Source organism: Pseudomonas putida (genome assembly GCF_028682635.1).
Lineage (GTDB): Bacteria > Pseudomonadota > Gammaproteobacteria > Pseudomonadales > Pseudomonadaceae > Aquipseudomonas > Aquipseudomonas putida_AE.
The window spans coordinates 75,131-98,080 of sequence record NZ_JANHLK010000008.1 but is presented as its reverse complement, the minus strand read 5'-3'; the positions used below and the strand labels follow the sequence as shown (position 1 = coordinate 98,080).

General features: G+C 61.8%; 25 protein-coding genes. 2 read left to right on the top strand and 23 right to left on the bottom strand.

The annotated features are described in order from the left end of the window. Positions 1-18: 18 nt before the first annotated feature. The 9 genes from ccmI to ccmA form a co-directional block, all read right to left on the bottom strand. Entirely contained in the window at positions 19-1,221 is a 1,203-nt protein-coding gene (ccmI, locus tag NPS56_RS12505) for a c-type cytochrome biogenesis protein CcmI (RefSeq protein ID WP_274074877.1), read from the bottom strand. Next, complete coding sequence (locus NPS56_RS12500) at positions 1,218-1,688, bottom strand: cytochrome c-type biogenesis protein (protein WP_274074876.1); 471 nt, start codon at positions 1,686-1,688, stop codon at positions 1,218-1,220. The genes ccmI and NPS56_RS12500 overlap by 4 nt, the downstream gene beginning before the upstream one ends. Beyond that, on the bottom strand, positions 1,685-2,221 hold the full coding sequence (locus NPS56_RS12495) for a DsbE family thiol:disulfide interchange protein (RefSeq protein WP_274074875.1): 537 nt from the start codon (positions 2,219-2,221) through the stop codon (positions 1,685-1,687). The genes NPS56_RS12500 and NPS56_RS12495 overlap by 4 nt, the downstream gene beginning before the upstream one ends. Next, a complete protein-coding gene (locus tag NPS56_RS12490; RefSeq protein ID WP_274074874.1) occupies positions 2,218-4,206 on the bottom strand; it encodes a heme lyase CcmF/NrfE family subunit in 1,989 nt (662 codons plus the stop codon). The genes NPS56_RS12495 and NPS56_RS12490 overlap by 4 nt, the downstream gene beginning before the upstream one ends. A 3-nt stretch (positions 4,207-4,209) precedes the next feature. After that, positions 4,210-4,665 (bottom strand): cytochrome c maturation protein CcmE, encoded by a 456-nt coding sequence (gene ccmE / locus NPS56_RS12485; RefSeq protein ID WP_274074873.1) that lies wholly within the window; start codon positions 4,663-4,665, stop codon positions 4,210-4,212. Beyond that, positions 4,662-4,838 (bottom strand): heme exporter protein CcmD, encoded by a 177-nt coding sequence (gene ccmD / locus NPS56_RS12480; RefSeq protein ID WP_008055370.1) that lies wholly within the window; start codon positions 4,836-4,838, stop codon positions 4,662-4,664. The genes ccmE and ccmD overlap by 4 nt, the downstream gene beginning before the upstream one ends. Then, complete coding sequence (locus tag NPS56_RS12475; RefSeq protein ID WP_274074872.1) at positions 4,835-5,590, bottom strand: heme ABC transporter permease; 756 nt, start codon at positions 5,588-5,590, stop codon at positions 4,835-4,837. The genes ccmD and NPS56_RS12475 overlap by 4 nt, the downstream gene beginning before the upstream one ends. Positions 5,591-5,682: 92 nt before the next feature. Then, positions 5,683-6,351, bottom strand: coding sequence for a heme exporter protein CcmB (ccmB, locus tag NPS56_RS12470; protein ID WP_007980754.1), 669 nt, complete (start codon positions 6,349-6,351; stop codon positions 5,683-5,685). After that, positions 6,348-6,983 (bottom strand): cytochrome c biogenesis heme-transporting ATPase CcmA, encoded by a 636-nt coding sequence (ccmA, locus tag NPS56_RS12465; RefSeq protein ID WP_274074871.1) that lies wholly within the window; start codon positions 6,981-6,983, stop codon positions 6,348-6,350. Before ccmA ends, ccmB begins: the two co-directional genes overlap by 4 nt. Before the next feature lie 198 nt (positions 6,984-7,181). On the opposite strand from ccmA, the gene NPS56_RS12460 reads away from it, so the two are divergent. Both NPS56_RS12460 and NPS56_RS12455 read left to right on the top strand, forming a co-directional pair. Next, on the top strand, positions 7,182-8,750 hold the full coding sequence (locus tag NPS56_RS12460) for a flagellar hook-length control protein FliK (RefSeq protein WP_274074870.1): 1,569 nt from the start codon (positions 7,182-7,184) through the stop codon (positions 8,748-8,750). Next, positions 8,747-9,076, top strand: coding sequence for an EscU/YscU/HrcU family type III secretion system export apparatus switch protein (locus tag NPS56_RS12455; RefSeq protein ID WP_274074869.1), 330 nt, complete (start codon positions 8,747-8,749; stop codon positions 9,074-9,076). Before NPS56_RS12460 ends, NPS56_RS12455 begins: the two co-directional genes overlap by 4 nt. 59 nt (positions 9,077-9,135) lie before the next feature. On the opposite strand, the gene NPS56_RS12450 is transcribed toward NPS56_RS12455, so the two are convergent. From NPS56_RS12450 to flhF, 14 genes are all read right to left on the bottom strand, one after another. Further along, the gene (locus NPS56_RS12450) at positions 9,136-9,405 is read right to left on the bottom strand and encodes a hypothetical protein (protein ID WP_274074868.1); all 270 of its coding nucleotides are present in this window, start codon (positions 9,403-9,405) and stop codon (positions 9,136-9,138) included. Positions 9,406-9,786: 381 nt separating this feature from the next. Beyond that, the gene (locus tag NPS56_RS12445) at positions 9,787-10,182 is read right to left on the bottom strand and encodes a DUF2802 domain-containing protein (protein WP_274074867.1); all 396 of its coding nucleotides are present in this window, start codon (positions 10,180-10,182) and stop codon (positions 9,787-9,789) included. Beyond that, positions 10,183-10,668 (bottom strand): chemotaxis protein CheW, encoded by a 486-nt coding sequence (locus tag NPS56_RS12440; protein ID WP_007946765.1) that lies wholly within the window; start codon positions 10,666-10,668, stop codon positions 10,183-10,185. It abuts the gene before it with no gap. 42 nt (positions 10,669-10,710) lie between these two features. Beyond that, positions 10,711-11,610, bottom strand: coding sequence for a CheW domain-containing protein (locus tag NPS56_RS12435; RefSeq protein WP_274074866.1), 900 nt, complete (start codon positions 11,608-11,610; stop codon positions 10,711-10,713). A gap of 1,030 nt (positions 11,611-12,640) precedes the next feature. Continuing rightward, positions 12,641-13,429: a ParA family protein gene (locus tag NPS56_RS12430; RefSeq protein ID WP_274074865.1), complete on the bottom strand. Its 789-nt coding sequence runs from the start codon at positions 13,427-13,429 to the stop codon at positions 12,641-12,643. Between the two features lie 42 nt (positions 13,430-13,471). Continuing rightward, entirely contained in the window at positions 13,472-14,362 is an 891-nt protein-coding gene (motD, locus tag NPS56_RS12425) for a flagellar motor protein MotD (RefSeq protein WP_274074864.1), read from the bottom strand. 15 nt (positions 14,363-14,377) lie between these two features. Continuing rightward, complete coding sequence (locus NPS56_RS12420; protein ID WP_248677034.1) at positions 14,378-15,118, bottom strand: flagellar motor protein; 741 nt, start codon at positions 15,116-15,118, stop codon at positions 14,378-14,380. Next, positions 15,118-16,248 (bottom strand): protein-glutamate methylesterase/protein-glutamine glutaminase, encoded by a 1,131-nt coding sequence (locus tag NPS56_RS12415; RefSeq protein ID WP_274074863.1) that lies wholly within the window; start codon positions 16,246-16,248, stop codon positions 15,118-15,120. The genes NPS56_RS12420 and NPS56_RS12415 overlap by 1 nt, the downstream gene beginning before the upstream one ends. A 50-nt stretch (positions 16,249-16,298) precedes the next feature. Next, positions 16,299-18,557: a chemotaxis protein CheA gene (locus NPS56_RS12410; protein ID WP_274074862.1), complete on the bottom strand. Its 2,259-nt coding sequence runs from the start codon at positions 18,555-18,557 to the stop codon at positions 16,299-16,301. Positions 18,558-18,593: 36 nt separating this feature from the next. Beyond that, a complete protein-coding gene (locus NPS56_RS12405; RefSeq protein WP_274074861.1) occupies positions 18,594-19,382 on the bottom strand; it encodes a protein phosphatase CheZ in 789 nt (262 codons plus the stop codon). A 19-nt stretch (positions 19,383-19,401) separates the two neighbouring features. Continuing rightward, positions 19,402-19,773 (bottom strand): chemotaxis response regulator CheY, encoded by a 372-nt coding sequence (locus tag NPS56_RS12400; protein WP_162488921.1) that lies wholly within the window; start codon positions 19,771-19,773, stop codon positions 19,402-19,404. Between the two features lie 166 nt (positions 19,774-19,939). Then, positions 19,940-20,680 carry an RNA polymerase sigma factor FliA gene (gene fliA, locus NPS56_RS12395; RefSeq protein ID WP_008055347.1) on the bottom strand — a complete coding sequence of 247 codons (741 nt, stop codon included), beginning with the start codon at positions 20,678-20,680 and terminating at the stop codon, positions 19,940-19,942. Further along, positions 20,677-21,507, bottom strand: a complete 831-nt coding sequence (gene fleN / locus NPS56_RS12390; protein WP_007975361.1) for a flagellar synthesis regulator FleN — start codon at positions 21,505-21,507, stop codon at positions 20,677-20,679. The genes fliA and fleN overlap by 4 nt, the downstream gene beginning before the upstream one ends. Positions 21,508-21,622: 115 nt before the next feature. Next, positions 21,623-22,948 carry a flagellar biosynthesis protein FlhF gene (gene flhF / locus NPS56_RS12385; RefSeq protein WP_274074860.1) on the bottom strand — a complete coding sequence of 442 codons (1,326 nt, stop codon included), beginning with the start codon at positions 22,946-22,948 and terminating at the stop codon, positions 21,623-21,625. Positions 22,949-22,950 lie beyond the last annotated feature (2 nt).

Below are 22,950 nucleotides of genomic sequence, written 5' to 3'. Positions count from 1 at the left end.
CCTGTTATTTATCCGGGCTTATTTATCCGGGCTGTCGATGGTCAGTTGTTGCGGCGCGGTGGTGCTGCTGGCCAGGGGCTGGCTGCGACCGATCCACTCGCCTGCCGTCGGTTGGCCGGCACGGGAGATGCGCGCAACCAGTTGGACTTCAGGGAAGTTCGACAGTTTCAACTGCGGCATCATTGCATCGCCATCGCCCAGTTCCACGGTGGCCGGCAGGTCAGCCACGGTCAGGCGCTTGGCCGCCAACGGCGCCGGTGGGCCCGAGGTGGCGCGGGCGAAGATGAACACGCTGTCGCCCGGCTGCACCTTGGTTTTCAAGTCGGGCGCCAGGTCCACCCGGACCTTGAGCAGCGCTGCCGGCTTGGCCGTTGGCGCCTCGGCCACTTTGCCACCGCTGGCCACCAGTTTCTCGCTGGCGCGGGCAATACCACCCTGCAGCGCGACACGGGATTGATCCTCCGGCGGCAGTTGCTCCAGCAGGCGATTCCAGTAATCGATCGCTTCCTGGTAACGCTGGCCTTCGAAGGCGGCGATGCCCAGCAGGCCAAGGCTGGTGACTTCCTTCGGATCGGCTTTCAGCGCTTCGTCGGTCAGGGCCTGGACCTTGTCCGACCACTTTTTGCCATCGGCGAAGTACTGGGCCTGCGCCCATTGCCCAAGCAGTTCAGGCTGACGCCCGGCGAGATTGACGGTGCGCTCGAAGACCTTCGCCGCGTCACCCGGACGATCCTGGGTCATGTAGGTGCGACCGAGGAAGTACAGGGCTTCGGCGGAATCCGGCTGCGCCGCGACTGCGCGCTCCAGACGTTGGGTCATCTCTTCCATCGACTGCGGCGCCTGGGAGAATTCCCGGGTCAGCTCGACCTTGTCGCTGGCACCGAAATGCAGGTACAGGCCCAGGCCCAGCACCGGGACCAGAATCGCTGCCAGCAACGGCGCCGGTTTGCCCAGGCGCGATACCCGCGGCGCGGCAACGCCCTCGGTGTCGGCGAGCAATTCACGGGCGGCTTCGGCGCGGCCTGCGTCCATTTGCGCGGCATCGAGAACGCCCTCCGCCTGCTGAACCTGCAGCTCAGCCACGCGCTCCTGATACAGCGCCACGTTCAGGGCAGTACGATCCTCTTCGAGCTGGGCGCGACGACTACGCAGAACGGGGATCAGCAGAAAACTCAGGGCCACCAGAAGGAGCAGACCTGCAGCGAGCCAGAAATCAATCATTCTTGGTTTTTATCCAACAGTTGGTCGAGGCGCTCGCGCTCCTCGGCAGAAAGCGAGCCCGGCGTCTCGGCGCGTTGCGCGCGACGACGGCGGACGATCACCGCGATGACCACGAAACCACCCAGCAACAGGCCGGCGGGACCGAACCAGAGCAGCGCGGTCTTGGCGTTCAGGGCCGGTTTGTAGCGGACGAAATCACCGTAGCGATCGACCATGAAGTCGATGATCTGCTGGTTGTCCTTGCCCTCGCCCAACATGCGGAAAATCTCCTTGCGCAGGTCGGCGGCGATCGGCGCATTGGAGTCGGCGATGTCCTGGTTCTGGCACTTGGGGCAACGCAGCTCCTTGGTCAATTCGCGAAAACGCTCGCGATCACCTTCCTTGGCGAACTCGTAGGTGTCGATGGCGGCGTGGGCTACGCCGGCCAGGCTCAAACCCAATACCACGGCGGCTAAAAAGCGTTTCATGGCTTGGCCTCATCAACCAGCGCCTGATACTTGGCCGCCAGTTTTTCGCGCCAGACCTGCTCGTCGATCACGCCGACGAACTTGTCGCGGATGATGCCCTTGGCGTCGATGAAGAAGGTTTCCGGGGCGCCGTACACGCCGAGGTTCAGGCCCAGGGTGCCGGCATCGTCGCGGATGTCCAGTTGATACGGGTTGTGGAACTCCGTCAGCCACTTCAAGGCATCGGCGTTGACGTCCTTGTAGTTGATGCCGTAGATCACCACGCCCTTCTCGGCCAGTTTGTTCAACACCGGGTGCTCGACCCGGCAGGAAATGCACCAGGTGCCCCAGACGTTGACCAGTGCCGGCTTGCCGAGGATGTCGGCGCGGGTCAGGGTCTTGTCGCCCTGCACCGCTGGCAGGGAAAACTCCGGGAACGGTTTGCCGATCATCGCCGAGGGCAACTCGGCCGGGTCGAGGTACAGACCGCGATACAGGAAAACCGCCACCACCAGAAAAATCGCCAGTGGTAACAGCATCAACCAACGTCTCATGCAGTAGCTCCCGTCATGCCCAGCGCTTCACGCACACGGGCTTTCACCTTGACCCGATAACGCCGGTCCATCGCTGCCAGCAACCCGCCCAGCCCGGTGAGCAAGCCACCGAACCAGATCCAGCGCACGAACGGCTTGACGTGTACGCGCACCGCCCAGGCGCCATCCCCCAGGGGCTCGCCCAGGGCGACGTAGAGGTCACGGGTGAAACCGGCGTCGATCCCGGCTTCAGTCATCACCGAGTTCTGTACCGTGTAGAGGCGTTTTTCCGGGTGAAGCACGCTGACTTCCTTGCCGTCCCTGATCACCCGTACGGTGCCCTTGTCGGAGGTGAAGTTCGGGCCTTCGAAATGTTTGGCGCCTTCGAACACGAACTGGTAACCGCCCAGGGCCATGGATTCCCCCGGTGCCAGGCGCAGGTCGCGCTCGGCACTGTTCTGGCTCGATAGCACCACGCCGAGGGCGCAGACGGCGATGCCCAGGTGGGCAACCTGCATGCCCCAGTAGCTGCGGGTCAGGGTCGGCAGGCCTTTGATCAGGCCTTTGTGGCGAGTCTTGTCGACAATGTCACGCGCTCCGGCCAGCAACACCCAGGCCGCGAGCATGAAGGTCGCCAGCACCGCCCAGTTGAAATCGCCGTAGGCGACGCCCGCCACCACCGCCAGCGCGGCGCTGCCGAGCAGTACCGGGGTGAGCATGCCCAGCAGCCATTTCACCGGGGTGTCTTTCCAGCGCACGATCACGCCGACCGCCATCACCAGCATCAACAAGGCCATCAACGGAATGAACAGCGCGTTGAAGTACGGCGGGCCGACCGACAGCTTGGCACCGGTCATGGCATCCAGGATCAACGGATACAAGGTGCCCAGCAGTATCATCGAAGCCGCCACCACCAGCACCAGGTTGTTGCCCAGCAACAGGGTTTCCCGGGACCAGAGGTTGAAGCCGACCTGGCTCTTGACCACCGGTGCACGCAAGGCGAACAGCGTCAGCGAACCGCCGACCACGAACAGCAGGAAGATCAGGATGAACACGCCGCGCTCGGGGTCCGAGGCAAAGGCATGCACCGAGGTCAGCACGCCGGAACGCACGAGGAAGGTGCCCAGCAGGCTCAACGAAAAGGCGGCAATGGCCAGCAACACGGTCCAGCTCTTGAACACGCCACGTTTTTCCGTGACCGCCAACGAGTGAATCAGCGCGGTGCCCACCAGCCATGGCATGAACGAGGCGTTTTCCACCGGGTCCCAGAACCACCAGCCGCCCCAGCCGAGTTCGTAGTAGGCCCACCACGAGCCCAGGGTGATGCCGATGCCGAGGAAGGCCCAGGCGACGATGGTCCATGGACGCGACCAACGCGCCCACGCGGCATCCAGACGACCGCCCATCAACGCGGCGATGGCGAAGGCGAACGCCACCGAGAAACCGACGTAACCCATGTACAGCATCGGTGGGTGGACGATCAGGCCGATATCCTGCAGCAACGGATTGAGGTCGGCGCCATCGCTGGGGATTTGCGGCAGGATGCGCTTGAACGGGTTCGAAGTGAGGATCAGGAACAACAGGAAACCCGTGCTGATCATGCCCATCACCGCCAGCACCCGCGCCAGCATCACCTGCGGCAGCTGCCGGGAGAACACCGACACGGCAAACGTCCAGGCGCCGAGGATCAACGCCCAGAGCAGTAACGAACCTTCGTGCGCGCCCCACACGGCGCTGAACTTGTAGTACCAGGGCAAGGCGCTGTTGGAGTTGCTGGCGACATAGGCGACGGAGAAATCGTCGGCCATGAACGCGTAGGTCAGGCAACCGAAGGCGAACAGCAGGAACGCGAACTGGCCCCATGCGGCTGGTTGGGCCAGGCTCATCCACAGGCGATCACCGCGCCAGGCACCGACCAATGGCACCACGGCCTGGACCAGGGCGAAACACAGCGCCAGAATCATGGCCAGGTGGCCCAACTCAGGAATAAAGATGCCGGAAGTCATGGATCAACCCTCCTTAGCGGGCGTTGGAGCGGATTGACCACTGTCTTTCAACGCCTTGGTCACTTCCGGCGGCATGTACTTTTCATCGTGCTTGGCCAGCACTTCATCGGCCACCACCACGCCGTCGGCATTGAGCTTGCCCAGGGCGACGATGCCCTGCCCTTCGCGGAACAGGTCAGGGAGGATACCGCGATAAGCGATGGTCACGGATTTGTTGAAGTCGGTGACGACGAACTTCACGTCCAGCGAGTCCCCGGAGCGCTGCAGGGAACCCGCTTCGACCATGCCGCCCGCACGGATGCGCGTGTCCTTCGGGGCTTCGCCATTGGCGATCTGGGTCGGTGTATAAAACAGGTTGATGTTCTGCTGCAGGGCGCTCAGGGCCAGGCCCACCGCGGCGCCGACCCCGACCAGGATCGCCAGAATAATGATGAGACGCTTTTTACGCAGCGGATTCACTTGCCGTTCTCCCGGCGCAGACGACGCGCCTCTTGTTGCAGATACCGCTTGCGGGCCAGGATCGGCGCCGCCACGTTGAGGGCCAGCACCGCCAGGCAGATGCCGTAGGCCGACCATACATACAGGCCGTGATGGCCCATGGCGAGGAAATCGCCGAATGAAGCAAAACTCATCGAGCGACCTCCAGGCTGTTTTCCACTTCGGCCTTGACCCAGCTGGCCCGGGCTTCGCGCTTGAGCACTTCAAGGCGCATGCGCAGCAGTAACACCGCACCGAAGAAACAGTAGAAACCCAGCGCCGTCAGCAGCAAGGGCAGCCACATCTCGGCGGGCATCGCCGGTTTTTCCGTGAGGGTAAAGGTTGCGCCCTGGTGCAGGGTGTTCCACCACTCCACCGAGTACTTGATGATCGGGATATTGATCACGCCGACAATCGCCAGCACCGCGCAAGCCTTGGCCGCGCTGTCACGATTGCTGATGGCGTTGCCCAGCGCAATAAGACCGAAGTACAGGAAAAGCAGGATCAGCATGGACGTAAGGCGTGCATCCCAGACCCACCACGAGCCCCAGGTCGGCTTGCCCCAGATCGCCCCGGTGACCAGCGCCACGGCGGTCATCCAGGCTCCGATGGGCGCTGCGCTTTGCAGGGCGACGTCGGCCAGTTTCATTTTCCACACCAGCCCGACGATGCCGCACACCGCCAGCATCACGTAGATGGACTGGGCCAACATGGCGGCCGGGACGTGGATATAGATGATGCGAAAGCTGTTGCCCTGCTGGTAGTCCGGCGGCGCGAAGGCCAGGCCCCAGACCACGCCAATGCCGATCAGCAGCAACGCCGCGACGCTCAGCCATGGCAGCATTTTGCCGCTGATGCCGTAAAACCATTTGGGCGAGCCGAGCTTGTGAAACCACGTCCAGTTCATACTTTGTTTCCGTCACGGTTGCTCTTTACTGTGAAGAGCCAGGGCCTGCCTTTCTTCAAAAGAAGTGATCAAAAAATGATCAGGCCTCATTATTATTCGCCGACGCTGATCTTCAGGCCAGCAGCTATTGCAAAAGGTGTCAGGGTTATCGCCAGGGCGGTCAGGCTACCAAGCCACAAGAGATAACCGGTCGCCGGCATGCCCTGCAAGGCCGCCTGCAAGGCGCCACTGCCAAGGATCAACACCGGGATGTACAACGGCAGGATCAGCAACGCCAACAACAGGCCACCGCGCTTCAAACCGACCGTCAAGGCCGCGCCCACCGCACCGAGCAGGCTCAGCACCGGTGTACCCAGCAATAAGGAAAGCAGCAACACCGGCAGACAGGCGGCAGGCAAACCGAGCATCAACGCCAGCAAGGGCGCGAGCAAAACCAGTGCCAGGCCGGAAAACGCCCAGTGTGCCAGTACCTTGGCCAAAACCAGAAGAGCCAGGGGGTGCGGCGAAAGGACCCACTGTTCAAGCGATCCGTCTTCGAAATCACTGCGGAAGAGCCCGTCCAGCGAGAGCAGGACCGATAAAAGGGCCGCCACCCAGACGAGTCCCGGCGACAAGGTTTGCAACAATTGAGACTCGGGTCCGACCGCCAGCGGGAACAGCGAAACGACGATGGCAAAGAACACCAGCGGATTGGCCAGTTCGGCGGGACGGCGGAACAGCAGACGGGCCTCCCGGGCGACCAACAGGCCGAAAACACTCATACGGCCCAGTTCCCCAGATCAATATCGCGATAGCTCGCCGGCATCCGGCTCAGCGTGTGGTGAGTGGTCAGCACCACCATGCCGCCGCGCTCGCAGTGCGCAGCCAGGTGTTCTTCGAGTTGCGCCACGCCTTGCTTGTCGAGGGCGGTGAACGGCTCATCGAGGATCCACAGCGGCGGGCTGTCCAGATAGAGCCGCGCCAGGGCCACTCGGCGCTGTTGACCGGCGGACAGGGTGTGGCAAGGCACGTCCTCGAAACCCCGCAGTCCGACAGCCGCCAAGGCCTGCCAGATCGCCTCATGGGGCGCCGGTTGATGCAGGGCGCAAAGCCAGCTCAGGTTCTCGTGCGGGGTCAGCAAGTCCTTGATGCCGGCGGCATGACCGATCCACAACAGATTGCGCGCAAGCTCGGTGCGTTGCTCGCTCAGCGGTTGACCGTTGAGCAGCACTTGACCGGCAGTCGGGTGCATCAGGCCGGACAACAGGCGCAACAGGCTGGTCTTGCCACTGCCATTGGGGCCACTGATCTGTACCATTTCGCCACTGGCCATTCTCAAATCGAGATTTTCGAAGAGCAGCCGAAGGTCTCGCTCACAGGCAAGGGCAACGGTTTGCAGGACTGGACTGGTCAAGGGTTCACGGGCCTTATACGGTTCAAGTCGGCGCTGGCGCAGCCGTTAAAGAGATGCAGAATAAAGGTATTGGCGCCCCGAACGAGAGAGCTGCGTCAATTAACTGCGAAATTTAGCGCAATCTGTATACAACGGAGCGGCATTATACATGCCATTTCCTACTCTCAAGCGTGCAATTTCCCAAGGTTGTGACCGCGTATGACAGGCGAAATGAACATCCTCCCGCTACCGCAGGCCGCCCCGGCGACCGCACGCCCGCAGGCGGTCAACGGCGAACTGCTCAAGCTGTTGACGCCGATGGAGGGCCTGATCAGCGCCGGCCAGACCGCCAAGGCCGAAGTGCTGTCGCTCAAGCAGGCGGACCAGGCGTTTCAATTGCTGCTCAAGCTCACCCTCGAAAGCGGCCGGCAGACCACGCTCCAGGCCCTCAGCAACCAACCCTTGGCCCAAGGCACCAGCGTCGCAGTCACCCAACCTTCGGCGGGCAACCTGGCGGTCACCGTACAGCAAGCTCTCGCCGCCAGCGTCGCCACCCTCACCCGCCTCGACACGGCGCAAATGCCGGTCGGCACCTTGGTGCAGGGTAAGGTGCTGACTTCTCAGGTGCTGCCACAAGTGCCGGGGCAACCCGCGGTGTTTCGCTCGATGGTCAGTCTGCTCAACACCGCGCTGAGCGGCAGCACGCTGAGCATCGACAGCGCGCAGCCGTTGCGCATCGGTACCTTGCTCAGCGCCCAGGTGCAAGACGCCCAGACATTGAAGTTCGTGCCCTTGAGCAGCCGCCAGGAACAATTGGCCGTGACCCAGCAACTGCTCAGCCAGCAAAGCCGCCAGGGCTCGCTGGACGGCTTGCTCAAACTGCTGCAAAACCTGCCGGCTTCGGACCAGACCTCCGGCGACCTGCGCGCGGCCGTGGACCGATTGCTTGCGGGCCTGCCGGACCTCCAGCAATTGAGCAGCGCCAAAGGCCTGGCCCAGGCGCTGGCCAGCAGCGGCGCATTCCTCGAAGCAAAACTGCTGGGCGGGCAGAACCTGGCGCCGGACATGAAGGGCGACCTGCTCAAACTGATCGGCCAATTGTCCTCCGCGCTTCCAGCCGGCACCCACCTCAGCGCGATCATCGCCGGCAACACCCTGGCCCAGGCCATGCCGAGTTTTGTACGCAATGCCTTGGGCATGCTCGGCCAAGTCAACGCAAAGCCGTCGCCGAGCGGGTTTCCGCTGCCTGAACGGCTATTGCAAGGCGCCGAAGGCGAAGACGATCTGGAACACCTGCTGCGCCTGGCCGCCGCAGCGGTTTCCCGCCTGCAAAGTCACCAGCTGTCCAGCCTGGAGCAGACCGGCGTCACCCCGGACGGACGGCTGATGAGTACCTGGCAGCTGGAGATCCCGATGCGCAACCTGCAGGACATCGTGCCGTTGCAGGTCAAGTTCCAACGCGAGGAGGCCCACGAAAGAGAACAACCCAAGGAACGCCCCGAAGAACGCGCGCCCAAACAACAACTCTGGCGCATCGAACTGGCGTTCGACATGGAGCCGCTCGGCCCGTTGCAGGTACAGGCACAGCTGATCCAGGGCAGCCTCAGCAGCCAGCTGTGGGCCGAACGCGCCTACACCGCCAGCCTGATCGAAAGCAACCTGGCGGCCCTGCGCCAACGCATGCTGGCGGCAGGCCTGAACGTCGGCGATCTCGACTGCCACCTCGGCAAACCGCCCCAAGGTCCACAAACCCGCCTCGAACAACGCTGGGTCGACGAAAACGCATGAAAAACCCCAACGCCCCACGCCAGGCCATCGCCCTCAAATACGACGGCACCCACGCCCCTACCCTCACCGCCAAGGGCGACGAAGAACTGGCCGAAGAAATCCTGCGCATCGCCCGCGACTGCGAAGTGCCGATCTATGAGAACTCCGAACTGGTGAGCCTGCTGGCGCGGATGGAGTTGGGGGACAGTATTCCGCAGGAGCTTTATCTGACGATTGCCGAGATTATTGCGTTTGCGTGGAATTTGAAGGGGAAGTTTCCGGAGGGGCAGGATCTGGATGCAGTGAGAGTGGAATGCGATATATCTGAGCGGGGAGATGATTATTGAAATGCTGACTGCCCTCACTTGGAGAGCAGCCGGCACAACGATTTATGGTAATACCTGAATCAGGCATCGTTCCCACGGTCTTCCAGTCGAATATCACCCGCGGTTACTTTACCGTCATTCCACCTGACTAGAACAAAAGAAATACGCATACCTACAAGGGGTAACAGATGTTCCATGCCCTTGAAGTCACTTCCGCGAAGGTCGTATAGATTATTATCAAGTGCGGATCGGACCGTTCCTTTCGCCGTTGGCGTTATGACTGGCCAACCTGGATGCTCCAATTCAAAAGACGCAATGATTCCGATATGACGATTTTGCTGCTGTTCCATGCGACAACTCCTTGAAATCGAAATTTCACACATTAGTGATCACGCCTGCCAAGCAGGATCGAATTCAAATTAGAGTTTTCGACACAACGACACAACTGTTAAAAGTACCAGGATTCACGTTTCAAGAGCGCTGTTTTAAGCCCGAACTAACAAGCTGACATAGCTATTGAAGTATTTTGGCCTTTCAAAAAATCATATATTACGGTGATCTTTAGATTGTCTTCGCTGGCAAGCCAGCTCCTACAGGGGGATGCGTTTACCTAAACTCCCGATAAAAACGAAAAGATCGCCGCCTTCGGCAGCTCCTACAGGTGAATGTAAGCCCCTGTAGGAGCTGCCGAAGGCTGCGATCTTTTGCTTGAGGCTTGCCGCTAGAAGCTGCTAGCTGCTCTTGTGCAACTTGCTCATCAACTCCGCCTCGGCCTTGGTCAGGCCGCAGGACTGGGTCAGTTCGTCGACGCTGGCGCCCATCCCGACCAGTTTCGCCGCCTGTTCAAACGACAGGCTCGCCGGATCGCGCTGTTCCAGGCGGGCCAGTCTGTCCGGCAAGGGCGCGACGAGCGCGCGAAGTTCATGCAGGTCTTCGCCCATGCTCACGTTGCCGTTCTGGTAATTATCGACGCGCCGGCCCAGGTCCTTGATGCGCTGGTCACGCTGCGCATCGCCCTGGGCCTGTTGTGCCGCGATCAGCTTCTGACCGCGCACGTAAGACAGAAACATTGCCAGCGTGCCTGCCCATAACAGGAACAGGACAATGACCGCTACCTCGAGGATCAATCAGATATTCTCCAGATCCGACCATTCTTCTTCGCTCATCATCTTGTCCAGTTCGACCAGGATCAGCAGTTCGTTGTTCTTGTTGCACACGCCTTGAATGAACTTGGCGGACTCTTCGTTACCGACGTTCGGTGCCGTCTCGATTTCCGACTGACGCAGGTAAACCACTTCGGCCACGCTGTCGACCATGATCCCGACCACTTGCTTGTCGGCTTCGATGATGACGATGCGGGTGTTGTCGCTGATTTCGGCGTTCATCAGGCCGAAGCGCTGGCGGGTGTCGATCACGGTGACCACGTTGCCGCGCAGGTTGATGATGCCCAGCACGTAGCTCGGGGCGCCCGGTACGGGGGCTATTTCGGTGTAGCGCAGGACTTCCTGGACGCGCATCACGTTGATGCCGTAGGTTTCATTATCCAGCTTGAAGGTAACCCATTGCAGGATCGGATCTTCGGAACCCTTTGCCGCCGTTGCCTTGTCATTCATACCCTGATCCCCTCAAGAAACCGCCCTGGCGGTGTTGTTCTGTTATGTAGTTTTGTGGGTCGGCTTGCTGCCGCCCATGTGCCTGGCCCCACCGCTGGCGATCAACTCGGCCAGTTCGGATACATCAAGCAAGGCACACATGTGCTCTATCACCGTGCCCGCCAGCCATGGCCGTTGGCCACGGTGGCTGCGCCATTTGATTTCATTCGGGTCCAGGCGCAACGAGCGACTGACCTGATGCACCGCCAGCCCCCACTCGTAGCCCTGGACGGAGATCACGTATTGCAAGCCCTGCTTGAAGTCCTCGCGGTAGCGATCGGGCATGACCCAACGGGCCGTGTCCAGGACCTTGAGGTTGCCTGCCTGGCTCGGCAGGATGCCGAGGAACCAGTCCGGCTGTCCGAACAACGACGTCAGCTCATGACCGGCCAGTGGATAGATCGAACCCAGGCACACCAGCGGCACCGCCAGGGTCAGCCCGGCGACATCGAACAACAGGCATTCGAAGGGTTCGGCCGCCCAGGCCGGACGACCGTCAGTTTCTACCGGTGGCGGCGTGCTGGCAGGTGGCAGATGCACTTCGACGACCGGGGGCACCAGGATTTGCTGCACTTCAACGGTCGGCGGTACCAGGGCTTGCAGCAAGGGCGCGATGGTCGATACCGGCGTCAGGACCGGTGGCGACGCTTCGATCACGGCCACAGCGGGCTTCGCCACAGCTACCACAGGTGCAACGTCCGGGGCGGCGCCCTTCTGTGCATCCCGGGCCTGCTCTTCGAGCACTGCGGCCTGGAATTCGTCGAGCGCAGACTCGGCTTCGATCACTTCGGACGGTGCGTCGGTGTCCGCCGAGAGTTCCTCGGTGATGTCTTGCAGCAGGCTGTCCAGATACGACTGCAGTGCCAGTTGTGGACGTGAGGTGATCTTTACCGGCCGATTCACTGACACACCCTCATTGTAGGAGCGAGCTTGCTCGCGAAGAACCCGAGAGCGACGCGGGGTGCCAGGTTTCGAGCGTTATCGTTGACGACCATCGCGAGCAAGCTTGTTCCTACAGGAGCGAGAGCGACGCGGGGTGCCAGGTTTCGAGCGTTATCGTTGACGACCATCGCGGGCAAGCTTGCTCCTACAGGAGCGAGAGCGATGCGGGGTGCCAGGTTTCGAGCGTTATCGTTGACGACCATCGCGAGCAAGCTTGCTCCTACAGGAGCGAGAATGCCGCGGGGTGACCGGTTTCGAGCGTTATCGTTGACGACCATCGCGAGCAAGCTTGCTCCTACAGGAGCAAGAGCGACGCGGGGTGCCAGGTTTCGAGCGTTATCGTTGACGACCGTCGCGAGCAAGCTTGCTCCTACAGGAGCGAGAGCGACGCGGGGTGACCGGTTTTCAGCGTTATCGTTGACGACCGTCGCGAGCAAGCTTGCTCCTACAGGAGCAAGAGCGACGCGGGGTGACCGGTTTTCAGCGTTATCGTTGACGACCGTCGCGAGCAAGCTTGCTCCTACAGGGGCGAGAGCGACGCGGGGTGCCAGGTTTCCAGCGTTATCGTTGACGACCATCGCGAGCAAGCTTGCTCCTACAGGAGCGAGAGCGACGCGGGGTGACCGGTTTTCAGCGTTATCGTTGACGACCGTCGCGAGCAAGCTTGCTCCTACAGGAGCGAGAGCGACGCGGGGTGACCGGTTTCCAGCGTTATCGTTGACGACCGTCGCGAGCAAGCTTGCTCCTACAGGGGCGAGAGCGACGCGGGGTGCCAGGTTTCCAGCGTTATCGTTGACGACCATCGCGAGCAAGCTTGCTCCTACAGGAGCGAGAGCGACGCGGGGTGCCAGGTTTCCAGCGTTATCGTTGACGACCATCGCGAGCAAGCTTGCTCCTACAGGAGCGAGAGCGACGCGGTGTGACCGGTTTCCAGCGTTATCGTTGACGACCGTCGCGAGCAAGCTTGCTCCTACAGGGATCGGGCTCATTCTTATGCCACCTGCGCAACGAGTTGCGCCGCCAGCAGGTGCTTGAGCAATGCGCGGTAGGCGACGACGCCACGGCTTTTGCCGTCGAATTGGGAAGGCGTCAGACCCGCCCGGCTGGCATCGCGCAGGCGCGTGTCGACCGGGATGTAGCCTTGCCAGATCTCTTGCGGAAACTTGTCGCGCACCACCCGCAGTGTACTGAGGGACGCCTGGGTGCGGCGGTCGAACAGGGTGGGCACGATGGTGAACGGCAAGGCCTGCTTGCGCGAACGATTGATCATCGCCAGGGTGTTGACCATGCGCTCCAGGCCTTTGACCGCCAGGTGTTCGGTCTGCACCGGGATCACCAGTTGCTGGCTCGCTGCCAACGCATTGACCATCAGCACCCCGAGCAACGGCGGGCTGTCGATCACGGCGTAATCGAAGTCCTGCCACAACTGCGCCAGGCTCTTGGCGATCACCAGGCCCAGGCCACTCTGGCCCGGCGACTGGCGTTCGAGGGTGGCCAACGCGGTGCTCGAGGGCAACAGGGAAATGGATTCGTGACTGGTGGGCAGCAACAACTGGCCCGGCAGGCCCTGGGGCACGCTGCCTTTATGCAGGAACAGGTCGTAGTTGCTGTGTTCCAGGCTGTCGGGGTCGTAACCGAAATAGCTGGTCATGGAGCCATGGGGGTCGAGATCGACCACGACCACGCGCTTGCCCGCCTCGGCCAGCAACCCGGCTAAAGCGATGGAGGAAGTGGTTTTACCGACACCACCCTTTTGATTGGCGACTGCCCAGACTCTCATTCGATTGTTCCTCCCGGCCCAACGGCTCGGCCGAGAATTAGCTCAACGTGTTAATGCGGGTGACGGAGAATTGACGGCGTTCTCCCCTACCGGCGACTTGACCTTGGTCGGTGCAGTTTGTGTGCCAGCACGCTTCAAGGCGGCATCCGGTTGTGCATTGGCCGCGCCGGTCGCGGTGAGGCTGCGGCGCACGTCCAGGTTGCGCGACACCACCAGCACCACGCGACGGTTGCGCGCCCGGCCCTCGGCCGTGGCGTTGTTGGCCACCGGCTGAAACTCGCCATACCCCACCGACGCCAGGCGACCGGGATTGACCCCCTGCATCGCCAGCATCCGAACGATGCTGGCCGAGCGGGCCGAAGACAGCTCCCAGTTGGTGGGGTACTGCGAGGTGCGGATCGGTTGGTCGTCGGTGAAACCCTCGACGTGGATCGGGTTGTCGAACGGTTTCAGGATCGCCGCGACCTTGTCGATGATGTTGAAGGCAATGTCGCTGGGCATGGCATCGCCGCTGCCGAACAACAGGCTGGAATTGAGTTCGATCTCCACCCACAACTCGTTGCCGCGCACGGTCATCTGCTTGGAACTGATCAGGTCGCCGAAGGCCGCGCTGATGTCGTCGGCGATGCTTTTGAGCGGATCGCTGGCACCGGAGACACCGGCATCGACCTGGTCACTGTCCTTGACCAACGGCTTGGCCGGGGTCACGGTTTTTGGCCGCTCGTCGCCAATGGGGATTGGCTTGAGCGCGCGATCGGTGTCGGTGAAGACGCCGATTAATGCCTCGGAAATGACTTTGTACTTGCCTTCGTTGATCGAGGAGATCGAGTACATCACCACGAAGAAGGCGAACAGCAAGGTGATGAAGTCAGCGTAGGACACGAGCCAACGCTCATGGTTTACATGTTCATCATGTTGACGACGACGAGCCATAGTCCATTACCCCCATCAATCCATGAAGCCCTGGAGCTTCAACTCGATCGAGCGTGGGTTTTCACCTTCGGCGATCGACAGGATTCCTTCCAGCAACATTTCGCGATAACGCGACTGGCGCAACGCGATGGACTTGAGCTTGGCGGCAATCGGCAGCAACACCAGGTTGGCACTGGCCACGCCATAGATGGTGGCGACGAATGCCACGGCGATGCCATTGCCCAACTGGGACGGATCCCCCAGGTTGCCCATCACATGAATCAGGCCCATCACCGCACCGATGATGCCGATGGTCGGCGCATAACCGCCCATGCTTTCGAAAACCTTGGCGGCTTCGATGTCGCGGCTTTCCTGGGTGTAGAAATCCACCTCGAGAATGCTGCGGATCGCTTCCGGCTCGGCGCCATCGACCAGCAATTGCAAGCCTTTGCGCGAGTAACTGTCGGGTTCGGCGTCGGCCACCCCTTCCAGCCCGAGCAGGCCTTCCTTGCGGGCGGTCAGGCTCCAGTTGACGACGCGATCGATGCCGCCGGCCAGGTCGACCCGTGGCGGAAACAGGATCCACGCGAGGATCTGCATGGCCCGCTTGAAGGCGCTCATGGGCGACTGCAGCAACGCCGCGCCAATGGTCCCGCCCAGCACGATCAACGCGGCCGGACCGTTGGCCAGCGCGCCGATATGGCCGCCTTCAAGGTAGTTGCCACCAATGATGGCGACGAACGCCATGATGATGCCGATGAGACTCAGAACGTCCATCAGACACAGGCCTCGACGATGTGCCGGCCGATGTCATCCAGTGCATACACCGCGTCGGCCAGTTCGGCCTTGACGATGGCCATGGGCATGCCGTAGATCACGCAGCTGGCTTCATCCTGGGCCCAGATCGAACTGCCGCTCTGCTTGAGCAGGCGCGCGCCTTCGCGGCCGTCGGCGCCCATGCCGGTCAGTACCACCGCCAGAACTTTGTCGCCGTAGGACTTGGCCGCCGAACCGAAGGTGATGTCCACGCACGGCTTGTAGTTCAAGCGCTCGTCGCCCGGGAGGATTTTCACCGCGCCCCGGCCGTCGACCATCATCTGCTTGCCACCGGGCGCCAACAAGGCCAGGCCCGGGCGCAGGATGTCGCCATCCTCGGCTTCCTTGACGTGGATCCGGCAGAGCTTGTCCAGGCGTTCGGCGAACGCCTTGGTGAAGGCCGCCGGCATGTGCTGGACCAAGACGATGGGGGCCGGAAAGTTGGCTGGCAATTGGGTCAATACCCGCTGCAGGGCAACCGGGCCGCCGGTGGACGTACCGATGGCGACCAGTTTGTAGGCTTTGCGCTTGGGCGCCGGCGATGATGGGGGGTGCGCAGGTGCACGAGTCGGGATCGGAGCAGGTGCCTGACGCACAGGCGCGCTGCTGCCATAACCAATGGTGCTCGCAGGCGTTGGCGCCTGCGCCGGCGCGGCCACCGGTGCCGGCGCACTGTAACTGCTGACTCGACGATTGCTGCGCGAGATGCTGAGAATCTTCTCGCACAGCAGTTGCTTGACCTTCTCGGGGTTGCGCGAGATGTCTTCGAAGTTCTTCGGCAGGAAGTCCACCGCGCCGGCATCCAGCGCGTCCAGGGTGACCCGGGCGCCTTCATGGGTCAGCGAGGAAAACATCAGCACCGGGGTCGGGCAGCGCTGCATGATGTGCCGTACCGCGGTGATGCCATCCATCATCGGCATCTCGTAGTCCATGGTGATCACGTCCGGCTTGAGGGCCAGCGCCTGATCGATCGCCTCTTTGCCGTTGGTCGCCGTGCCGACGACCTGGATATTCACATCCGCTGAAAGAATTTCCGAGACGCGGCGGCGGAAAAACCCCGAATCGTCCACCACCAGGACCTTGACTGCCATAAACACTCCATTAGACGCAGCGGGGCATCAGTCGCACCGCCGCGCCAGAATCAAATATGCCGTGTGGCGTAACGCTTGAGCATGCTCGGAACATCGAGAATCAGCGCGATGCGGCCGTCACCGGTAATGGTGGCGCCCGACATCCCCGGGGTTCCCTGGAGCATTTTGCCCAATGGCTTGATGACCACTTCTTCCTGGCCCACCAGCTGGTCGACGACAAAGCCGATCCGCTGGGTGCCCACCGAAAGGATCACCACGTGGCCTTCGCGCTGCTCTTCGTGAGCGGCGGAGCTGACCAGCCAGCGCTTGAGGTAGAACAACGGCAGTGCCTTGTCGCGCACGATCACCACTTCCTGGCCGTCCACCACGTTGGTGCGCGACAGGTCGAGGTGGAAGATCTCGTTGACGTTCACCAGCGGGAAGGCGAACGCCTGGTTGCCGAGCATGACCATCAGGGTCGGCATGATCGCCAGGGTCAGCGGCACCTTGATGACGATCTTCGAGCCCTGGCCCTTGGCCGAGTAGATGTTGATCGAGCCGTTGAGCTGGGAGATCTTGGTTTTCACCACGTCCATGCCCACCCCGCGACCCGACACGTCGGAGATCTCGGTCTTGGTCGAGAAGCCCGGGGCGAAAATCAGGTTGTAGCACTCGGTATCGCTCAGGCGGTCGGCCGCGTCCTTGTCCATCACACCGCGTTTAACGGCGATGGCACGCAGGACGTTCGGGTCCATGCCCTTGCCGTCGTCGGAGATCGACAACAGGATGTGATCGCCTTCCTGCTCGGCCGCCAGGATCACCTTGCCGCCACGGGCCTTGCCCGAGGCTTCGCGTTCTTCCGGCGATTCGATGCCGTGATCGACCGCGTTGCGCACCAGGTGGACCAGCGGGTCGGCCAGGGCTTCGACCAGGTTCTTGTCGAGGTCGGTGTCTTCGCCGACCAGCTCCAGGTTGATCTCTTTCTTGAGCTGGCGCGCCAGGTCGCGAACCAGGCGCGGGAAGCGCCCGAAGACTTTCTTGATCGGTTGCATCCGCGTCTTCATGACCGCGGTCTGCAGGTCGGCCGTGACCACGTCGAGGTTCGACACGGCCTTGGACATGGCTTCGTCGGCGCTGTTGGCACCCAGGCGCACCAGGCGGTTACGCACCAGCACCAGCTCGCCGACCATGTTCATGATCTCGTCCAGCCGCGCGGTATCGACCCGTACGGTGGTCTCGGCTTCGCTGGCCGGTTTTTCCGCGGGCGGCGCGGCGGGGGCGCGGGCCGCAGCCGGTGCAGCGACGGCAACGGGTGCCGGCGCTTCGGCTTTCGCTTCGGGCGCCTTGGCCACGGGCTTGGGTGCAACCACCTTGGCGGCCGGAGCAGCTACCGAGGCGCTCGAGCTGTTCGCCGCTGTCGCGGTGCCCACTTCGCTGAACTTGCCTTTGCCGTGCAGTTCATCGAGCAGGGCTTCGAATTCATGATCGCTGATCAGGTCGCTGCCGGCCGCCGCTGCGGTGGGCGCTGCCGGTGCAGGCACCGATGCGATGGCCGACTCCAGGGCCTCTACCGCAAAGTTGCCCTTGCCGTGCAGTTGGTCGAGCAAGGCTTCGAATTCTTCGTCGGTGATGTCCGAGCTATCGCCAGCGGCTTTCGGCTCTGGCGGCGCGACGGGCGCCGGGGCCACTGCATCGACGGCGAACTTGCCCTTGCCGTGCAGTTGATCGAGCAACGACTCGAACTCGGCGTCGGTGATTTCGTCGCTGGCAGGCACTTCGCTGGCCGGTGCTGGCGCAACCGCTGGCGCCTCGGCCTGGGCCTTGACGGCGTTCAGCGAGTCCAGCAACTGCTCGAATTCGTTATCGGTGATATCGCCGGAATCGGCTTCAGGTGCTTCGACCACTGCCGCTGCAGGTACAGCAGCCACCTCGTCAGCCGATTGCGGCTCGGCCAGGCGCGCCAGGGCCGCCAGCAGTTCAGGTGTTGCAGCCGTGACCGGACACCGCTCGCGCACTTCGCCGAACATGCTGTTCACGGCGTCCAGCGCTTCGAGGACCACGTCCATCAATTCCGAGTCGACGCGGCGTTCGCCCTTGCGCAGGATGTCGAACACGTTCTCGGCGATGTGGCAGCACTCCACCAGCTCGTTGAGCTGGAGGAAGCCGGCGCCCCCTTTTACAGTGTGAAAACCGCGAAAAATTGCATTGAGCAAGTCCGCATCATCCGGACGGCTTTCCAGCTCGACCAGTTGCTCGGACAGTTGCTCTAGAATCTCGCCGGCCTCAACCAGGAAATCCTGAAGGATCTCTTCATCGGCGCCGAAGCTCATTAAGGGGGTGCTCCTAAGGTCTAAAAACCTAAAAACCTAAAATCCAAGACTGGATAACAAATCGTCCACATCGTCCTGACCGGACATAACGTCTTCTCTTTTATCGGCATGAATCTGCGGACCTTCACCCTTCGAGAGATGTTTTTGTGGATCTTTTTCTGCAAGCATTGCCGCACGGTCATGTTCGATGCCCGCAAAGCGGTCCACCTGACTGGCCATCAGCACGAGCTTGAGCAGGTTGCTTTCCACTTCGGTGACCAGCTGGGTCACGCGCTTGATCACCTGGCCGGTAAGGTCCTGGTAATCCTGGGCGAGCAGAATGTCGTTGAGGTTGCTCGACACCGCGCGGTTGTCCGTGCTGCTGCGCGTCAGGAAGCCGTCGACGCGCCGGGCCAGTTCACGAAACTCTTCAGCGCCGACTTCGCGCCGCATGAACCGTCCCCAGTCGGTGCTCAGGCCCTGGGCTTCTTCAGCCAGGCTGTTGACCAGCGGCGTGGCGTTTTCCACCAGGTCCATGGTGCGGTTGGCGGCGGCTTCGGTCAGCTTGACCACATACCCCAGGCGCTCGGTGGCGTCGGTGATCTGTGAGACTTCCTCGGCTTGAGGCATGTGCGGGTCAATCTGGAAATTGACGATCGCGCTGTGCAGCTCGCGGGTGAGCTTGCCCACTTCCTGATACAGGCCACGGTCACGGGTCTGGTTGAGCTCATGGATCAATTGCACAGCATCGCCGAACCTGCCCTTTTCAAGGCTCTCGACCAATTCGACGGCGTGTTTTTTCAGGGTCGATTCAAAATCGCCCTGGGATGATTCGTTATGCCCCATAGCTCCCCCGTGGCGCAGTTCAACCGATGCGTTCGAAAATCTTTTCGATTTTTTCTTTCAACGCCTGGGCCGTGAAGGGTTTGACCACATAGCCGTTTACACCGGCCTGGGCTGCTTCGATGATCTGCTCGCGCTTGGCTTCGGCGGTCACCATCAGCACTGGCAGGTGCTTGAGCCTTTCATCGGCGCGCACGTGGCGCAGCAGATCGATACCGGTCATGCCAGGCATGTTCCAGTCCGTCACCAGAAAGTCGATGCTCCCGCTGTTGAGTACCGGAATGGCGCTAGTGCCATCGTCGGCCTCGACCGTGTTGGTGAACCCAAGGTCACGCAACAGGTTTTTTATGATCCGCCGCATCGTTGAGAAGTCATCAACGATGAGGATTTTCATGTTCTTGTCCAATTCGACCTCCAAGCAGACTAAAACGCGCCCAGCACCTGGACGCGCCATTTCAATCAAACTGGCGAAACACTCGATGACTGTCTGGAGTACAACGGATCGAGACCGGCGCGGTTCATCACCCCACCAGCCAAGTCGCAGTGCCCCCACACTGCCTTCAGCGCGCTCGCCACTCTCCCAGACGCCCCCGCAAGCGGGCCGCGCACTGGCTGTGTAACTGGCTGACCCGGGATTCGCTGACCCCCAGGACCTCGCCGATTTCCTTGAGATTCAACTCTTCGTCGTAGTACAGCGCCAACACCAGGCGCTCGCGCTCCGGCAAATTGGCGATCGCATCGGCCAGCGCCGCCTGGAAGCGTTCATCTTCCAGATCGCGCGACGGTTCCAGATGCGCACTCGCGCCGTCCTCGTGCAGCCCTTCGTGTTCGCCGTCCTGCAACAGGTCGTCGAAACTGAACAGGCGGCTGCCCAGGGTGTCGTTCAAAATCCCGTAATAATCGTCAAGGCTCAATTGGAGTTCGGCCGCAACCTCGTGATCTTTAGCGTCACGCCCGGTTTTAGCTTCAATTGTGCGGATCGCGTCGCTGACCATCCGCGTATTGCGATGCACCGAACGCGGCGCCCAATCGCCCTTGCGCACTTCATCGAGCATGGCGCCGCGGATACGGATGCCCGCGTAGGTCTCGAAACTCGCGCCTTTGCTGGCGTCGTATTTGGTCGATACTTCCAACAGGCCAATCATCCCGGCCTGGATCAGGTCTTCCACCTGGACACTGGCCGGCAGACGCGCCAGCAAGTGATAGGCAATGCGTTTAACCAGCGGCGCGTAACGCTCGATCAGCTCGTACTGCGCGTTACGCGCCGATGCCTTGTAGAGGTTGTAACCGCTTGCGGTCATAGCACGGGTCCTGCCGTTTGTTGCACGAGGCGCTCGACGAAAAATTCCAGGTGCCCACGCGGGTTGGCGGGCAGCGGCCAGGTGTCGACCTTCTGCGCGATCGCCTTGAACGCCAGCGAGCACTTGGAGCGCGGGAAGGCTTCGTAGACGGCGCGCTGCTTCTGCACAGCCTTGCGCACGCTTTCGTCGTAAGGCACGGCGCCGACATATTGCAGGGCGACATCGAGGAAGCGGTCGGTGACCTTGGTCAACTTGGCGAACAGGTTGCGCCCTTCCTGCGGGCTCTGCGCCATGTTCGCCAGCACGCGGAAGCGGTTCATGCCGTAATCGCGGTTGAGCAACTTGATCAAGGCGTAGGCGTCAGTGATCGAGGTCGGCTCGTCGCAGACCACCAGCAACACCTCCTGGGCCGCGCGCACGAAACTGACCACCGACTCGCCAATGCCCGCGGCGGTGTCGATCACCAGCACGTCGAGGTTGTCGCCAATGTCACTGAAGGCCTGGATCAGGCCGGCGTGCTGGGCCGGGCTCAAATGAACCATGCTCTGGGTGCCGGACGCGGCCGGCACGATGCGGATGCCGCCGGGGCCCTGCAACAGCACGTCGCGCAGCTCACAGCGGCCTTCGATCACGTCGGCCAGGGTACGTTTGGGTGTCAGCCCCAACAGAACGTCGACGTTCGCCAGGCCCAGGTCAGCGTCCAGCAGCATGACGCGCCGGCCGAGCTCAGCCAAAGCCAGGGACAAGTTCACTGACACGTTAGTTTTGCCGACGCCACCTTTGCCGCCGGTCACCGCGATCACCTGTACAGGATGCATGCTGCCCATGTTATTTCTTTACCTTGTTCTGCATAGACGGGGCCACATAACTGGCTGCGCGTTCACAACCGGAACAATGCATGGCAGGCCATCGATGTAGGTACAAAAACTATTCATTGTTACCTCAGCCAACCTGCTTGGTCGGGCTGTGATAGATATCAGCGAACATGTCAGCCATGGCTTCTTCGCTGGGTTCTTCCTGCATTTGCACGCTGACGGCCCGACTGACCAGTTGATGACGGCGCGGCAGATGCAGATCATCTGGAATCCGCGGACCGTCGGTCAGGTAGGCCACCGGCAATTCATGGCTGATGGCCAGGCTCAACACCTCGCCCAGACTTGCCGTTTCATCCAGTTTAGTCAGGATGCAGCCAGCGAGCCCACAACGCTTGTAACTGTGATAAGCGGCGGTTAGAACCTGTTTCTGGCTGGTGGTTGCCAGGACCAGATAATTTTTTGAGCGGATGCCGCGACTGGCCAGGCTTTCGAGCTGCATGCGCAGGGCCGGGTCGCTGGCTTGCAGGCCGGCGGTATCGATCAGCACCACGCGCTTGCGCAGCAACGGGTCCAGCGCCTGGACCAGCGACTGGCCCGGATCGACGTGGGTCACCGGCACATTGAGGATCCGCCCGAGGGTCTTGAGCTGTTCCTGGGCTCCGATGCGGAAGCTGTCCATGCTTACCAGGGCAATGTTCTGAGCGCCGTACTTGAGCACGTAACGCGCAGCCAGCTTGGCCAGGGTGGTGGTCTTGCCCATGCCGGCCGGGCCGACCATGGCAATCACGCCGCCCTCTTCCAGCGGTTCCACTTCCGGGGTGGCGATCATCCGCGCCAGGTGCGCCAGCAACATGCGCCAGGCCTGACGGGGTTCTTCAATTTCGCTGACCAGTGCCAGCAGGTCCCGCGACAACGGACCGGACAGGCCGATGCGCTGCAGGCGACGCCACAGGTTCGCCTGGGCCGGGCGGCTGCCCTGCAGCTGGTTCCAGGCGAGGGAACCGAGCTGCACTTCCATCAGTTCACGCAGGCTGTTGAGTTCCGATCGCATCGAATCGAAGGCCCGCGTATCGAGACCGGCCGCCGGCGCAGGGGCCGGGGCAGGTCGCGGTGGCTCGGCCAGGGTCGGTTCGATCAGCGGTTCGGCAGCGGTCAACGGCAGGCCGGCAAACAACTGGCGATTGGTGCCCTTGTCGCTCTCGCCCTCGCCCCGCAGGCTCAATTCGGCCTGGGCGGTGACGATCCGCGACTGGGTCTTGCGCAGCTCGTCCTCGAGCTCCACGTTCGGCACACGCGGTGCCAGCGCCGACAGCTTGTAATCCAGGGCAGCCATCAGCTCGACACCACCGGCGATGCGCCGGTTGCCAATGATGGCGGCATCGGCGCCCAGCTCATCACGAACCAGCTTCATGGCCTGACGCATATCGGCGGCGAAAAAACGCTTAACTTGCATAA